The sequence below is a fragment of the Acinetobacter sp. YH01018 genome, assembly GCF_013420295.1.
Taxonomy (GTDB): domain Bacteria; phylum Pseudomonadota; class Gammaproteobacteria; order Pseudomonadales; family Moraxellaceae; genus Acinetobacter.
In genome coordinates this window covers 1-15755 of record NZ_VOYL01000013.1, presented here as the reverse complement: position 1 = coordinate 15755, position 15755 = coordinate 1, and the positions used below count along the sequence as shown (strand labels likewise).

Genomic DNA, 15755 nt, shown 5'->3' with positions numbered 1-15755 from the left:
TTTAGGAGATTCTCATGGCGACTATGCAATGTGACGTTGTAAGTGTTAAAGAGTCTTTGTACTCAGGCACTGTAACTATGCTAATTGCTAAAGGTGCTGGTGGTGAGTTGGGTATTATGCCTGGCCATGCTCCGCTGGTAACTTTACTCAAGCCGGGTGCAATCCGCGTTCTGCTTGAAAATGGTACAGAAGAGTTAATCTATGTATCTGGTGGTGTACTTGAAGTTCAACCGCACGTTGTTACTGTACTTGCAGACACTGCAGTCCGTGCTGACAACCTTGATGAAGCCGCAATTATTGAAGCTCGTAAACAAGCTGAACAATTGCTAGCAAATCAAAAGAGCGACTTGGACTCTGCTGCTGCGCTTGCTGCTCTTGCAGAAACTGCTGCTCAGCTGGAAACCATCCGCAAAATCAAAAACCGCGCTCAATAAGACACGGTTCGAGATTGAAAAACCACCCGAAAGGGTGGTTTTTTTATTTTTAAATTCTTTTTACTTCCCCAAGAGATTATTCCTGCTTAAAAAGCAGAGTGAATTTTCTATATTTAATTCTATTTTTCTTTAAAGAAAGCCTGTCTGAGTTGACCGAACAACATATCACTCACTTTGTCATCTTGTGTCTTAATCAGTTGCTTTAATTTTTCAGCTTTGGGTATATCTTCCGGAACGATAATTTCTTCTCCGGATTGGTCAGCATATGAAATAGGTCGCGGGTTTGCTGTGGCTAGATTGGATGAAGCGGGATATTCAACATGCCAAAGCTGAGTTGAAAGCGCCATGATGTATTTATATTCATCCGTATCTGGCTGAAAACGTTTATACAGTTGCAAATCTTGTAATGATTCTAAACGATCATCTGGGTCAGTGGAGGAGGGATTTTGCCCTTCGACAATGATCGGGTGAATTTCATGTTGCATCAAATGGTAGTCAAGCCAGTCACCAAGCAGGTTATGGTCAATATTTGCAACATAATCGCTGTTCTGTTGGACCAATTGTTGTAGCCGTTGCAATACGCTCATTTCTTGTTGTTGAAGTGCGTAACGTGCTTCAGTTTCCAGTTGTTGCAATTCTTTCATGGGCAAGTCTAAAAAACGTTGTTGCTGTTCAAAAGCATCAACAATATTGCTTTGATAGAGATTATTCCATTGTTGCAAGGCATGAATTTCCAATTGTTGAATTTCTTTAAATGCTTTGCTTTTGTAGTGACTGAGTTTAATACGCTGAATATTTTGTTGATTCAATTCAATTCGTTGTTTGATGTATTCAACATAAGGACCAGTTTGCTTTGGGCTGACCGGTTGGATGACATCAACCAATAACAACTGCTGTTGTTGATTATGTTTGAGCCAGTCTTGAATCAGTTGAACATCTTTTATAGGGTGAGAAAAAAATTGATTTAAGCGTGGCATAGCTTTTTCAGGCATGATGAAATGCAACATGCCATACGCCATGATTGCTAAACAGACCACCACAAGAATCATTTTTTTCATATTATAAAATATTTTGTGTGTTTGCTATTTGTACATATTATAGGAAAAATGAGAAGTGGATAATGTTTTTTTATAAAAACATCAATTGTATAGAGGGAAAATAGAACACAGAGCGCAGTTCTATTTTTAACTTAAAATTTCATTCGATCTTACTTCCAGCTTATATCTCTACCTTTTTAGATTACCCATGCCCATGTTTTACTTTAGGAAAATTGGCTTTTGCCGGGTTATTTCAAGCCAAACAATTTCTATTTCATTTCAACAGTGCAAAAATAATATCTAAAGTTGCATATCTTATAAGCAGGTATTGGGTATAGATTAAAAGTATCTACTTTGAACGCTTATAGTTTTAGATGAACCTTATCGAACATGAACCGCACTTTTGGGAACTTTACCAAGACTTTGAGCATTATTATCTCAGCATTGCAGTGGATATGAGTTCGGTCGTATCCTGCTGGGACTTGTTTTTAACGCAAGATGAAATCCTGGCTTATAAACAGTACGGTCGGAAGAGTATTGAGGAACTGGCAAAATCCATGGTTGCTTCTGCATATAAGGGTGATTTTTCTGCTATGGAAAGCCGTTTATCCTCATCTAAAGAAAAACAAGCGATGCAGGCTGCTTTTAAACAATGGCGTGTACAGTAAAATCCATGAGTTGGTAAGAATGAACCTCGTTGCTAAGATGGAAAAATTACTCTTAATAATTATGTTTACTCTCTATAAATCTCATTAAAAATCTGAGTTAAACGCGACATTTCTAGTTCTTATCAGTTGCCCGAATCCTGGCTTTAGCAAGCAAGATCGGCTATGCCTTGCTGTTATTTATAGTCTTACCAGGGATTTTTTTCAAATCAGCTTCAAGCTTCAAAATAAGAAACAATCATTTTAGAGCCGGCACCTCTTGTACTGCTGAACGGCAAGCACATCTAAAGTGATCAAATCCGATACAAATCCACTCATTTTGATGATTTATTGTTCGATATAGTAGAGCTGTGGCTCCTCTAACAAGAGTCTTCTCAGTATGCGTAATATGGAGAACATCAATATGGCGAATACAATGAAAGCCGCGGTGGTTAAGGCATTTAACCAGCCGCTGCAAATACAAGAGCTGGAAATTCCGAAAATCAGTCCGGGTAAAGTACTGGTGAAAATTATTGCAACAGGTGTTTGTCATACCGATCTGCATGCCATGCATGGGGATTGGCCGGTAAAACCAACTTTACCTTTTGTTCCCGGACATGAAGGCGTGGGTGAAGTCATTGAGGTCGGTGAGGGGGTAGAGCATTTAAAGGTGGGTGATATTGTCGGTGTTCCGTGGCTGTATTCTGCATGTGGTCATTGCGATCATTGCTATGCTGGCTGGGAAACCTTGTGCAAGAAACAGCAAAATTCGGGTTATTCAGTGAATGGCAGTTTTGCTGAATATTGCCTGGCAGATGGTGACTACGTCGGCGTGATTCCTGAAGGTGTCAATTTGCTGGAAATTGCCCCGATTTTGTGTGCTGGCGTGACCGTCTATAAAGGTTTGAAAATGACCGAAGCCAAAACCGGGGACTGGGTCGCCATTTCTGGGATTGGTGGTCTAGGTCATGTGGCAATTCAGTATGCCAAGACCATGGGCTTTAATGTGGTGGCAATTGATGTGGATGATTCTAAACTGGAATTGGCCAAAAACTTGGGTGCTGATGTGACCATTAATGCCCTGAAAGTGGATGTCAAGGAAGAAGTTATGAAAGCCACGGGTGAGGGTTGTCACGGTGTTTTGGTGACCGCGGTATCGCCAAAGGCATTTGAACAGGCTGTGGCGATTGTTCGTCGTGGTGGCACTATGGTTTTAAATGGTTTGCCAGCGGGAACCTTTGACTTGTCGATTTTTAATATGGTGCTGGAAGGGATTACCGTGCGCGGCTCGATTGTCGGAACGCGTCTGGACTTGAAAGAAGCACTGGATATTGCAGCGCGCGGCAAGGTCAAGGCGCATATCCATGTAGAACCGCTTGAGAATATTAACGATATTTTTGAGCGTATGGAGCAGGGTAAAATTGATGGCCGTATCGTGATTGATATGAGACTTTAATCTTCAATTTAAACAGACCAATTCTGCAGGATGCTGAATTGGTCTTTATTTTTAGAGGCTTTATCTACAGGGGGATTAACTTTCTTGATCGGATTTACTTGGACCTGAATCATGCTGACCTTCAGGAATCATCATGCCGGCCAGTTTAATCATTTCCGTCTGGATCGTACCCATTTGTTGTTCAATTTTCTTGAAATCGACCTGAGTCAAGTCGATCTCGCCATTTAAAAACGGGGTGGCTAGCACTTGCTGATTGGCCTGCATCACATTTTGACGAATCGAATCAATTTCCTGACTTTTCAGGTTCAAGCTGCTGAGTGCCTGATCAAAACCTTTTAACTGGGCTTTTAAGGATTCTGCAGTGCTTTGTAATTGCTGCTGATCATGATTGGAAACAGCCGCTTCTAAATCCGATTGGCTCTGTTTGAGCTGTTCAATATAGTCACCGGTTTTCAATTGTATATCGGCAACATCGCGGACAATATAAAACATGTTTCCGCTTTTCAGTTCGGTTTTAATTGAGGCTTCTGTAGCTGACGGGGTAGAGACCTGTTCGGATACTTCGCTGGATGTTTCTTTTTCTGTTGAATCCGGTGTACTGGCTTGTTCACAACCAATCAGCAAAAGGCCCGCACTAAACATCACAAAAGGAGAAACCGCATTTTGGATGAATTTTTTCATATCTCTTTCATTTTAGCTTCAATCAATACCTCACAATATAGGGACAGAATGTGGAGAAAAAACTAATTGTTGCAAAGTCATAACGAATATTTTGAATATAAGCGCTTGAGTTATTAAAAAGAGCGCTGCAGCGCTCTTAACTTTACATAAATGACTAAGCTCAATTTGTCATAATTTTCACAATACTGTGATTGAGCGTGTTAATCAGTACATAGTCGCCATTGACGCGAATCCAGCGCTGGTTTTTGCCCGGTTTACTCAGATTTTTATAACGCTTATGATCAATTGCATAGCCTTTACCATAATAATGTGAAGGCAGGGCTTGACCGGCCTTCCAGTCGCGGGATGGTTTTAAAACCCGATTTTGTATGACTTCATGATGACGCTGTTCAGCGTGCTGTTGGCCATGTGCGTCACCCGGATGCATATTTTGGGCATGGTTGTTATTTTCATGGGCATGAGCAGGTGGCGCAGCGATTGCTGCAGGTGCTGCCAGCACGGTAGTGGTTAAAGCAAAGAGTCCAGCATGTACTAGTTTTTTCATGGGTTTACCTACGCTTAAAATAGCTGTCAGCCAATATTTTTATTTCACCTTTAAGTTAAAGAGAAAACGTGAATAATCTATTGTATAAATGTAATTTGCTGCCTGCTCTGAAGCATGAATGGCATGCAACTCTCTGAATTCCTTCCTTGATTTGAATCTGCTAATTTCTGGGGACAACCAGCTCCGATGTCCCTTTGCTGGCTGATCGGAAATTTTTCAAAGTGCTAGGGCAATCGGCTTTCATTATTCGTCAGTAGCGTGTTCTGTCTGGTGATGATTTTGCCTGGCATCTCATTCATGCGGCAGGTTATTTCACCGATATGATGATAAAAATTGCTGATAGAAATAGCCTGATGTTCGTTCAGTTTTGGGTCATGTTCAACAGACTTATGTCTGGACAGTTTTTTGAAAGTTAAAATGATTAGAGAAAAATAAAGCCGACTTCAGCCTGAATTAAACAAGTTGAGCCGGCCGGTTTAGAGCATACTTTTATTTGGCAAGTTCAGCATTAATCGCATCGACAATACGTTGATCATCCGCTGTGATGTCTGGTGCAAAGCGGGCTACCACTTCCCCTTTTTTATTAATCAGGAATTTTTCAAAGTTCCATAACACTTCAGGCGGCTCATTTGGAGTCAGGCCATAATCGACCAGATCTTTCCACCAAGGTCCTTCGCCAATACGTTCAAGAATGGCCTGAGTCAGGGTTTGATAAAGTGGATGCTTATCTTCACCTGCTACGGAAATTTTAGAAAATAGCGGAAAATCCACCTGATAATTCAAAGAACAAAATTCCTGGATTTCTGCATCAGAACCCGGTTCCTGAGCCAGGAAATTATTGGCAGGAAAACCTAAAATTTCCAGCCCTTGGTCTTTCTTTTCTTTATACAGTTTTTCTAAGCCTTCATATTGCGGGGTTAAACCGCATTTAGAGGCGACATTCACCAACAGCAATACTTTGCCTGCATATTGATTTAAGGTGATGTCCTGTCCGGCAATGGTCTTGACCGGAATATCATAAACAGATTGGCTCATGAGAAAGTCCTTGAATATTTGAATTTGAATGACTGCTTTGTTTTAAAGCTTATTGTGTCGATCGACAAGTCTTTATTGAGATCTGGATGGTAATCTTTCATGCAGGGTAAATAAAAACAGGCCAATCGACCTGTTTTTATCATGCAATACCTTATTGTGCAGTTTTGACTTTGTTTTCCAGAGCCTGCATGTCGGCGACCAGTTCTTTTTGCAATTGCGTTGCCCGGTCTCGCAGTTCAGCAATTTTTTTCATATCCGGTTTTTCGGCAATACTTTCTTCAGAAAGTTCGATACCCAGATTATTGGATTCTTTAATTTTGCTACGTACTTTGTCTAGCTCGGTACTTTTCAGGGCTAAAGCATCCAGATCCCGGTTAAAGTTCGCAATATAGGTCTTCATTTCTGCAACGATCGTATTTAGTGCGACTTTATCATTTTTTTGCGCAGCCTGATTAGCTTTATTTTGCAAGTCTAAAGCCTCTTTGGAGCGATTTTGGGAGAGGGTCTGGATTTCAATTAAATCATTTTTAATATCTTTGATATTGTTTGTACTTAGCACTGCGGTTGCAGGTTGTGTACTTGCAGGGGAAGCGCTTGTAGCTGCTGACGATGTGGGTGCTTCATTGGGTTTTTTATCACAGGCTGTTAATGCCAGAGCTGCAACACAGAGTGAAGCCAGTAATAGTGTTTTCATATCGCATCCTTATAGATCCAATGACAACATCAGACCTAAAACATTAAAGACGTTAAGAAATATATGCTAGAGACTCCCTTTAATAGAGTGCTGCCATCAAAATGGCATAGGACTTTAGCCCGTAACTAGGACATTTTTGTTGTTAAGCTGCTGCAAATTGCAAAGCAGTTATTTAAGTTCATGTAAGTATTAGATATCACGCAGTTGTGCAGGTGTTTGTTCGGTATAGCGTTTAAAAAACTCAATAAAGCTGGAACTGTGTTGATAACCCAGCTCATAGGCCAATTTTTTCACTGTCTTGCCTTGGCGAATTTGAGCAATCGCATATAAAATTTTGGCCCGATTGCGCCATTCGGATAAGCTCAATTGTAATTCTTGCTGGCTCAAGCGCAGTAAATGTCGTTCGCTCATAGGCGAGCCGCTGAGAAGTTGCTGCAAGCTCTTGTGAAATAGCTGTGGATTGGCCAATTGCTGTAATAGCGGCTTAAGCAAAACATGGTTGGTTTGCGGTAAATAGTGATCATATGCCGCTGCAGTTTTTAGTTGATCCATCAGTACCAGTAATAAATGCTGATAATGTAGTGTGGTTCTACCCTGTTGTTTTTGCTCTAAGATTTCATGTACCAAATGCCGAAGAAAGGGGCGAATACTTAAGGTTTTGGTACAAGCTGCAAAATGCTGACATAAGCAAGGATGTACTCGAATACAGATATAGTGGGTGATTTGTTCATCTAGTGCGATAGAGGTATGTGCTGTGTGTGGAGGGAGCCAGAGACCATAATTCGGTGGCGACAGATAAATTTGTCCTTCAATTTCATATTCCAAAATACCATTCAGACTAAAATTGAAATCACCCCATAATGAACTGTGTGGCGCAATAATTTCATCTTTCTGATAAAAGAATTCATCCACTTCTATATAGTTTTGAATCTGCTGGAGCATGTGAATATCCTTGATTTTTATGTCTGCGTCTATTCATGCCTGAAAGATCTTGGGTGTCATTTCAATCGTCACAACCCAATGCTTCAGTGTCCTGAGCGCAGTATTAATGTCTGAAATTCGATATTCTAATTATTTCAGACTTCAGTAAAAATAAAAACTGAACATTCAAGCAGGGTACAGGGCATGACACAGCAACACAAAACAGTCTGGTGGGCATTTGTTTTGCCATTACTTGCAGTTTTAATCTGGTCGATGAACATTACTGTAACCCGTTATGTGGCGGACTATATTTCTCCGGTTAGCATCAGTTTCTATCGCTGGCTGGTAGCTTTTATCGTCTTAACCCCGTTTATGCTGGGCAAGGTCTGGCGTGAACATCAGCTGGTTTTGACACACTGGAAGCAGCTCGCCGTTCTTGGTGCTTTTGGTATGGTGCTGTATCAAGGGTTGGGCTATAGCGCAGCGCATTATACCACTGCGACTAACATGGGCATTATCAATGCCTTTATTCCGGTATTTACCATTTTTGTGTCCATGCTCATGCTGAAGGATATGCCTAACCGTTTTGCCGTTGTAGGCAGCATGCTGTCTTTTGCCGGTTTGCTTTATGTCATGGCTCAGGGAAATTTTACCCATCTGCTGCAATCTGGTGGACATCCGGGCGATATCATGATGGTACTGGCGGTATTTTTTTATGCGTTTTATGGCGTTTTCCTGAAAAAATGGCAACTGCAGATTCCCTTGCTGATCAGTCTTTATGTTCAGATTATTTTTGCCTTGCTTTACCATTTTCCCTTCGTTTTATATTTGGGGCTGGATGCAATTGATCAAAACAATGTAAGCAGTGTGCTGTATGCCGGTATTTTTCCCTCTTTGATTGCACCCTTGGTCTGGATGCTGGCGGTACAGATGATCGGACCGAATCGAACCAGTATTTTTATGAATTTAATGCCAGTCTGTACGGCCATTATTGCCAATCTGTGGTTAGGTGAAGCATGGACCATGTATCACAGCATCGGTGGTCTGATCATTTTATTGGGTATTTTATTGGCTCAAAAGAAAGATCGGGTGGTAACAACAGCAAAATTAAATGCATAAATGTAAAAACAACAGATTAAAAAACAGACAAATAAACTGGTTTTATCATTAATTTTTATGGAAATAAAGTCTGAGTCGTGGTTTTAAAAAAGTATTTAAAATGGATATTTAGCTAAAAGATAATTAAAAAATAGTGAGATAATTTAAATTATTAATAAAAAGTGATAAATATTTGATAGTTTTTAGCTGTCTTTTAAGATAAATAATATATTTGTATAAAGAAATTAATTATTACATAATATTTATATCGTGAATGTTTAAGTTATTCTTAACAATCTTTAAACTTTCGCAACCAGATTTACATACCCTCTGGATGTGATTTATGCACATCCTTTTTATGCTCAACCATCCCTATATGGTTGAGCTTTTTTTTGCCTGAAAATAATATTCAGCCCGTATTATATCAAAATGATCCGCATTAAGCGCGGATCACTTCACCTGTTTCAGCATCCACAATACGGCTAGGTTCTTTGCTTAAACCTAAATCGCCATTTAAATAATCTACCTGGCTGGAAAAATATTGGCTGGCTTCCTGAAGGGAGCGGGCAGGGTTTTCTCCTGCAGGATTGGCACTGGTCGAGACAATAAAACCGTTAAAGGCATTGCACAGTGCAACACATAAGGGGTGGGTAGTGACCCGCACCGCTACTTTGGCATGGTTGCCTTTAATCCATGCCGGAATATGGTTGCCTGCGGGTAACAGCCAGGTGGTTGCGCGTTCGGTCGGAGAGCGATGACTCCATGAATCAATGACCTGTTGGCGCATTTCTGCAGTCAGCGGTTTTAACAGATGTTCTACCTGTGCAATTTGTGCTGCCAGGAGAATTACCCCTTTTTCAATGGGACGTTGCTTTAAACGTAGAATTTCCAGGAACGCTTGTTCGTTAAAAGGATCACAGCCTAAGCCCCAAACTGCCTCTGTGGGATATGCTAAAACATGTCCCTGTTTTAAACATTGAGCAGCTTCGGCAACAGAGGTGCTAATCATCAGACCTTTCTCTTCAAATTGATTAAAGCGCTATTGTGAACCTTATTTGCCTGGACGACAACGTAGATACATGCCAGCTTGTTGGGTGCACAAGCCAAGTAATTCCAGTTCCATCAATTGACTGGTCAGGGTGGCAATGTCTAACTGCAGTTGAATGACCAGTTCATCCAGATGTTGTCCGATCCAGTCTAGCTGATTGTACAAAACGCTTAAATGCGCTGGCAGTTCGGGTTGGGTATCCAAAGGGGCAAGTTTGCTGGCCTGTTCGCTGTGCTGTTGCGTATGCCATTGTGTCGGCAGGGCCAGATCTTCAATCACCTGTTCAGGATGATCCACTAAAATGGCACCTTCACGAATCAGTTGATGGCAGCCTTGATGATGCTCGCTATAAATATGTCCTGGAATGGCAAAGATCAATTTGCCTTGTTCCGCTGCCCATTTCGCCGTGATTAAAGAACCACTTTTCAGTGCAGCTTCTGCCACAATCACGCCGAGGCTTAAGGCACTGACAATGCGGTTGCGCCGCGGAAAATGCTGCTGTAAAGGAGGGGTTCCGGGTAAGAACTCGGTGATTACCGTACCGGCCTGAGCAAGAATCTGCTGTCGCAACGGCTGATTTTGACTGGGATAGGTCAGGTCTAGGCCTGTACCCATCACGGCAATGGTGCGATTGTGCTGCAAAGCACCCTGATGGGCGGCTTCATCAATGCCTTGTGCCAAGCCACTGCTGATATAAAAGCCTTTTTCACTGAGATAATAAGCAAAGTCATAGGCCACCTGGCGTCCGTGATTGCTGGGTTTACGGCTACCGACAATGGCAATTTGTGCTTGTAACAGGGTTTGGACATTGCCCTGGCCAAACAGGATCGGCGGCTTATCGGCATAGGGCAGTAGTTGCTGCGGGTAGTGTGCATCATCCTGCAACAGTACAAAATCACTCTGTTTTTGAATCAGATCAATACAATGCTGAAATTGCCGCTGTGATTCAGGAAGATGAAAATCTCGCAGCCGCTGAATATGATTTTTGTGAATGCCAAGTTTTTGCCATGTTTCAATTTGGTCAGGCTGTGTTGCTTCGGCCAGATGGGTATAGTATTCCTGGATTTTATAAAAGCTGGGCAGAGAGTGCTGTACCAGAAACCATAAACGAATGTAATCCAGCTGCAAGGCGCTTAAGGAATTGAGCATAACGAGACCTTTAAAGATATCTTCTTTTTATTGTTTAAATTATTGTTTAAAAAATAAGGCTGAATCTCAGCCTTATTTTATTTTGATTGAAGGATTATTCATCCATTAGTGGTGGCTGGATGCCAGCACCGACTTTAATTGGCAATTCGCTATCCAGTACATAGGCATAACTCAGGTTATCAAAGCTCTTGAATACCATGATGTTACCAATGTGCTGTCCAGGGAGTTGAATACGCTCTTTGGTTTTCGGGTCAGTCACGACTTCGCCTTTCTGGCTCACCGTCAATACCTGTCCAGCTTGAACGCCTTGCAAACTACCACGGTCAATCGTCACTACACTGTGTTTCGCAGCAGTGCCAATTGATCCCATCACGCGAACCACTTGGCCACCGGCAACCACATCTTCAGCATTGGTTGGGTAGAATAAGGTTGGAAGCATTGGATCGTATTCAGGCAATACACGGTCGCCACGACGAACTTCAGCATTATAGGTATCTGTCAGTTCAAGCGTAGTAATGTCATTTTCACCACGGATGGCAATGCCAGATGCCACCTGAATCAATTCAAGACCGGCATTGTATTTTTTGCCTTTTGCATCGGTAAACATATACGGTTCACCTTCACGGTAAACGGCATAGCGTTGGCCCACTTCCAGACCATTACCGCGCGCATATACTGTTTGACCTTGAGCCGCCAGAACACGTTGGTCCGCCGTGCCTAAAATGTATGGCGTACCTGTGATGGATTCAGGTGCAACAATGGTGCTGCGTTCTAACCACTGCTTGATGTGTTCCAGCGGAATGACTGGAATGGCATTGTTTAATGATTCTACCCGAACCTGAGGTTGTAACTTGGTGCCACCGGTATAACGACGGATAATCCCTTCACAGCCATCACCTTCATCTTTACCAATAATTGGTTTGCCGTTATAGGTACACATGAGCAGGCGGTCGCCCGGGAAAATCCAGTGTGGGTTTTTCACATGTTTATTGCTGGCCCAGATTTCAGGCCAACGTACTGGATTCTTCAAAAATCTTTTGGAAATATCCCATAAAGTATCGCCTTTTTTCACCACATAAACTTGTGGTGCTCCGGCTTTTAATGCAGGTGGATTGATATTACGAGCAGGTGCTGCTTCAGCAATGCTGACCATGCCGGCCCCAACACTTACACATACGGCAAGTGCCAACAATTGTTTTTTAAACCCCAAGGCACTAAAAGTTGGCATGCCCTTCAAAACCTTTTTCATTATCATAATTCCTAAAATTATGTATGTAGTTGCGTTATAATAACGATATTACACACATTTTTTTGATGAAGCATTCCTTCATTTTGTTTTTTGATCAATGGCATAAGTGAGGACACCGTATGGCCTTATTACCTATTTTAAGTTTCCCGGATCCCCGTCTGCGTACCATTGCTAAACCAGTCGAAGAAGTTACTGATGAAATTCGTCAGCTCGTAGCCGATATGCTTGAAACCATGTATGAAGCCCCAGGTATCGGTTTGGCTGCTACACAGGTGGATCGTCATATTCAGCTGATAGTCATGGATTTATCTGAAAATAAAGATCAACCCATGGTCTTTATTAATCCCAAAGTTACGCCATTAACTGAAGAAACTCAGCCTTATGAAGAAGGCTGTCTGTCAGTGCCCCAAATATACGATAAAGTTGAGCGTCCGTCACGTGTAAAAATCGAGGCAATTAACCTTGAGGGTCAATCATTTGAGCTGGAAGCAGACGAACTTCTCGCTGTTTGTATTCAACATGAAATGGATCACTTAAATGGTAAATTATTTGTTGATTATTTATCGCCTTTAAAACGTCAACGTGCACGTGAAAAAGTGGAAAAAGTAGTGCGTCAGCGCCAAAAAGAAAAAGTCGCGGTGAAACGCTAATCCATACAACTTCCGGATTAAATAGTTTAAAAAAAAGCCCAATTTAAATTGGGCTTTGTTATACTGGCCGCCGACAAATTTTAGGATTTGCCTGTGCTTTTTCGTAGTGGTCTACTGCTATCTTGTATAGCCGTATTTTTACAGATTGCTGTGTTTTTACAGCCTTTGCTGCCGAAGCAATATCAGATTGCTCCGGTCTGTGAAACCATTACGCGTGCATTATTGCAAAAACCTGCTTTACCGTACATTTCCGCATCCACACATGCACATCATCAGTTGCATCAAGATCATCAACAGCAGTCTGTAGAACATAGCCATCAAGATGCCGATCATCAATGTCAGTATTGTACTGTCTACGGTAATTTGGTTTTGCCTCCTGAACTGGAGGTCAAAGAAGTTTTAGACCGTATTCAAGTACGCTTATTGGCATTCCAGAAGACTTTTAGTCATGTCTGGTTTGTTTTACAGCGACTCTTTCTTCTGCCCCAAGGGCGAGCCCCACCACTATTTGCATAAATCAAAAGGTATTTTCGGGTCTTGACTGACTCTAGCCCTTGCGCTGCTTCAACCGCAGCTCATATTTATGTATTAGTGAGATTGAAAATGGCTCAGCCAAAATTCTTTTTACAGCCACTTGCGGCTGCGATTTGTGTTGCCGGTTATTCAGCGGCTGTATTTGCCGAGCAACAAACGACTACTGTTCAAACCTTAGCGCCGATTGTGGTAACTGCTCATCAGGGCAATGATGCCAATGGTTTGATTGTGCATGCCGATCCCAAACAGCCGATCCAGCCGATTCCGGCGACAGATGGTGCAGATTATCTGCAAAGTATTGTCGGTTTTAGTTCAGTCAATAGCGGTGCCGGAACCAATGGGGATGTGACCTTCCGTGGTATGTTTGGTTCACGGATTAAAATTTTGACCGATGGTACGGAAAACCTCGGGGCATGTCCAAGTCGTATGGATTCACCGACATCTTATATTTCCCCAGAAAGTTATGACCGGATTTCGGTGATCAAAGGGCCACAAACGGTGCAATATGCCAATACCGGTTCGGCTGCGACGGTTATTTTTGAGCGTGGTCCGGAAACTGAATTAACGGCTGAAAAAAATTATCGTGGTCAGGCCAGTGTGCTGCTCGGTTCTTATGGTCGTCTGGATCAGAATGTGGAAACGGCAATCGGCGATGAAAAAAAATATATCCGCCTGAATACCAATCGTTCTGTGTCGGATAGTTATAAAGATGGTGATGGTACCACTGTTCCATCGGACTGGGAACGCTGGAATGCCGATGTCGCATTGGGTTGGACACCGGACGAAAATACATGGATCGAACTGAGTGGGGGAAAAGCCGACGGTGAAGTGGTGTATGCAGGACGTGATATGGATGGCTCTAAATTTGCCAGGGAAAGTCTAGGCTTGCGATTTGAGAAAAAGAATATCAATGATGTGATTAAAAAAGTTGAAGGGCAAATCAATTACAACTTTAACGATCATGTCATGGATAACTATAGCTTACGAGACGTTCCTGCTGCTGATAAATCCATGAATGTTACGCGCCGTACGCTGAATACCCGTCTTGCAATGACCAGTGAATGGGACAAGTTTCAACTCGTATCAGGTGTGGATTCACAGCAAAACCATCATGCTGGTGGGATGAGCTCTGCCATGATGACTATGCCAGTGAAGACAGATATGAAGTTTAATTCCTATGGGGCATTTGGTGAACTAAGCTATCAGATGACTGAACAACATAAGTTGGTCGGTGGTGCACGCGTTGATGATGTTAGTGTGGAAAAACTTGCAAAAGGGGTGAAGCGGACTGAGACCATACCAAGTGCCTTTTTACGCTTAGAAAGCCAGCATCCAGATCATAATGCCAAAAGCTATCTTGGTCTTGGCTATGTTGAACGCATGCCGGATTATTGGGAACTTTTTAGAACTGATTATGAAGGTACGATGCATACCTTCAAACGCTTAGATACTGAAAAAACCTTACAATTGGACTTAGGTTATCAGCATCAGCATGGTGCATTAAATACTTGGGCTTCAGCTTATGCCGGGCTAATCAATGATTTTATCTTGATGACTTATGATCCAACCAAGATGACCAGTATGATGGCCAATGCAGCAGATTCACGTAATGTGGATGCAACCATTGCCGGTGCAGAAGCGGGTATTGGTTATCAGTTTACCGATGCAATTCAGGCGGATGTGAGTGCGATGTATGCGTGGGGTGAAAATACCACAGACAATACACCGTTACCACAGATAGCACCTTTAGAGGCACGTATCAACTTACGTTATATTCAAGACAACTATACTCTGGGTGCATTATGGAGAATAGTGGATGATCAAAGCCGTGTCAGCCAGAATCAAGGCAATATTGTTGGTAAGGACTTTAAGGAAAGCGCAGGTTTTGCCACTTTATCCCTAAATGGAACTTATCATTTACGAGATGGTGTTGATTTGTCAGTCGGTATTGATAACGTGCTTGATAAAACCTATACCGAGCATCTAAATAAAGCTGGCAGTGCTGGCTTTGGTTTTGATAGTGATGAACAGTTTAACAATATTGGACGTAACTATTGGGCACGGGTGAGTATGAAGTTCTAATTTGTCTTTAAATTAGGCAAAAAGCAGGAGTATTCTCCTGCTTTTTTGGTTTTTTATTTTATAAAATTTATATTTTTCATGGTTTTAGGTTGAAGTTACATTTCTAAATAAAATAATGAATATTTTTATTTAAATAATTTAATTATATAAAACATATACTTATTTATTTTCTGGTTTATAAAATAGACACCCGATTCAACTGCTTTTAAAAAGGAGTTGCAAGCACATTAAAATGCTGTAGAATGCACATCCATCGGCGGTGATGAAGATTAAAACTTCTGATAAAACAGCAACTTAGCACGAAGTGTTAAGATTAGGTTTTAGAAAGAAAGTTTAAAATAATTTGAATTACTGATTGACACTAAGGATATTTAGTGTAATATAGCCGACCTAGCTTGCTGGTGACGAACCAGTAAGAAGATCATTAAGAGATTATGAAGAACAACTTGTGTGGATTTTTACTGGTTGGTTGATCGAAATTATTTTCATTGATTGATGG

16 protein-coding genes are annotated in these 15755 nt (G+C 41.7%); 7 read left to right on the top strand and 9 right to left on the bottom strand.

Going from position 1 to position 15755, the window contains the following annotated elements:
- Positions 1 to 14 precede the first annotated feature (14 nt).
- Complete coding sequence (locus FTT83_RS06475; RefSeq protein ID WP_086196636.1) at positions 15 to 434, top strand: F0F1 ATP synthase subunit epsilon; 420 nt, start codon at positions 15 to 17, stop codon at positions 432 to 434.
- A 119-nt stretch (positions 435 to 553) separates the two neighbouring features.
- On the opposite strand, the gene FTT83_RS06470 is transcribed toward FTT83_RS06475, so the two are convergent.
- Entirely contained in the window at positions 554 to 1492 is a 939-nt protein-coding gene (locus FTT83_RS06470; protein WP_180174581.1) for a hypothetical protein, read from the bottom strand.
- Positions 1493 to 1845: 353 nt separating this feature from the next.
- Between FTT83_RS06470 and FTT83_RS06465 the strand changes: the two genes are divergently transcribed.
- Both FTT83_RS06465 and adhP read left to right on the top strand, forming a co-directional pair.
- On the top strand, positions 1846 to 2139 hold the full coding sequence (locus FTT83_RS06465) for a hypothetical protein (protein ID WP_180176448.1): 294 nt from the start codon (positions 1846 to 1848) through the stop codon (positions 2137 to 2139).
- A gap of 400 nt (positions 2140 to 2539) precedes the next feature.
- Complete coding sequence (gene adhP / locus FTT83_RS06460) at positions 2540 to 3571, top strand: alcohol dehydrogenase AdhP (protein WP_180176447.1); 1032 nt, start codon at positions 2540 to 2542, stop codon at positions 3569 to 3571.
- 75 nt (positions 3572 to 3646) lie between these two features.
- On the opposite strand, the gene FTT83_RS06455 is transcribed toward adhP, so the two are convergent.
- From FTT83_RS06455 to FTT83_RS06435, 5 genes are all read right to left on the bottom strand, one after another.
- Positions 3647 to 4252 (bottom strand): hypothetical protein, encoded by a 606-nt coding sequence (locus tag FTT83_RS06455; RefSeq protein ID WP_180176446.1) that lies wholly within the window; start codon positions 4250 to 4252, stop codon positions 3647 to 3649.
- Positions 4253 to 4412: 160 nt separating this feature from the next.
- On the bottom strand, positions 4413 to 4796 hold the full coding sequence (locus tag FTT83_RS06450) for an RcnB family protein (protein WP_180176445.1): 384 nt from the start codon (positions 4794 to 4796) through the stop codon (positions 4413 to 4415).
- A gap of 489 nt (positions 4797 to 5285) precedes the next feature.
- Complete coding sequence (locus tag FTT83_RS06445) at positions 5286 to 5831, bottom strand: glutathione peroxidase (protein WP_180176444.1); 546 nt, start codon at positions 5829 to 5831, stop codon at positions 5286 to 5288.
- Positions 5832 to 5982: 151 nt separating this feature from the next.
- The gene (locus FTT83_RS06440) at positions 5983 to 6525 is read right to left on the bottom strand and encodes a hypothetical protein (protein ID WP_180042914.1); all 543 of its coding nucleotides are present in this window, start codon (positions 6523 to 6525) and stop codon (positions 5983 to 5985) included.
- 189 nt (positions 6526 to 6714) lie between these two features.
- Positions 6715 to 7467, bottom strand: coding sequence for a helix-turn-helix transcriptional regulator (locus FTT83_RS06435; RefSeq protein WP_180176443.1), 753 nt, complete (start codon positions 7465 to 7467; stop codon positions 6715 to 6717).
- Positions 7468 to 7650: 183 nt separating this feature from the next.
- Here FTT83_RS06435 and FTT83_RS06430 point away from each other — a divergent pair, with 183 nt between their 5' ends.
- Complete coding sequence (locus FTT83_RS06430) at positions 7651 to 8565, top strand: DMT family transporter (protein WP_180042916.1); 915 nt, start codon at positions 7651 to 7653, stop codon at positions 8563 to 8565.
- 418 nt (positions 8566 to 8983) lie between these two features.
- On the opposite strand, the gene FTT83_RS06425 is transcribed toward FTT83_RS06430, so the two are convergent.
- The 3 genes from FTT83_RS06425 to FTT83_RS06415 form a co-directional block, all read right to left on the bottom strand.
- The gene (locus tag FTT83_RS06425; RefSeq protein WP_180042917.1) at positions 8984 to 9553 is read right to left on the bottom strand and encodes an L-threonylcarbamoyladenylate synthase; all 570 of its coding nucleotides are present in this window, start codon (positions 9551 to 9553) and stop codon (positions 8984 to 8986) included.
- A gap of 42 nt (positions 9554 to 9595) precedes the next feature.
- A complete protein-coding gene (dprA, locus tag FTT83_RS06420; protein ID WP_180042918.1) occupies positions 9596 to 10741 on the bottom strand; it encodes a DNA-processing protein DprA in 1146 nt (381 codons plus the stop codon).
- A 94-nt stretch (positions 10742 to 10835) separates the two neighbouring features.
- Positions 10836 to 11990: a LysM peptidoglycan-binding domain-containing protein gene (locus FTT83_RS06415; RefSeq protein ID WP_180042919.1), complete on the bottom strand. Its 1155-nt coding sequence runs from the start codon at positions 11988 to 11990 to the stop codon at positions 10836 to 10838.
- Between the two features lie 119 nt (positions 11991 to 12109).
- Between FTT83_RS06415 and def the strand changes: the two genes are divergently transcribed.
- The 3 genes from def to FTT83_RS06400 all read left to right on the top strand — a co-directional run bounded on the left by def (position 12110) and on the right by FTT83_RS06400 (position 15256).
- Complete coding sequence (def, locus tag FTT83_RS06410; RefSeq protein ID WP_086196623.1) at positions 12110 to 12640, top strand: peptide deformylase; 531 nt, start codon at positions 12110 to 12112, stop codon at positions 12638 to 12640.
- Positions 12641 to 12733: 93 nt separating this feature from the next.
- Complete coding sequence (locus tag FTT83_RS06405; protein ID WP_180042920.1) at positions 12734 to 13156, top strand: DUF2946 family protein; 423 nt, start codon at positions 12734 to 12736, stop codon at positions 13154 to 13156.
- Between the two features lie 87 nt (positions 13157 to 13243).
- A complete protein-coding gene (locus FTT83_RS06400) occupies positions 13244 to 15256 on the top strand; it encodes a TonB-dependent copper receptor (protein ID WP_180082085.1) in 2013 nt (670 codons plus the stop codon).
- Positions 15257 to 15755: the final 499 nt, after the last annotated feature.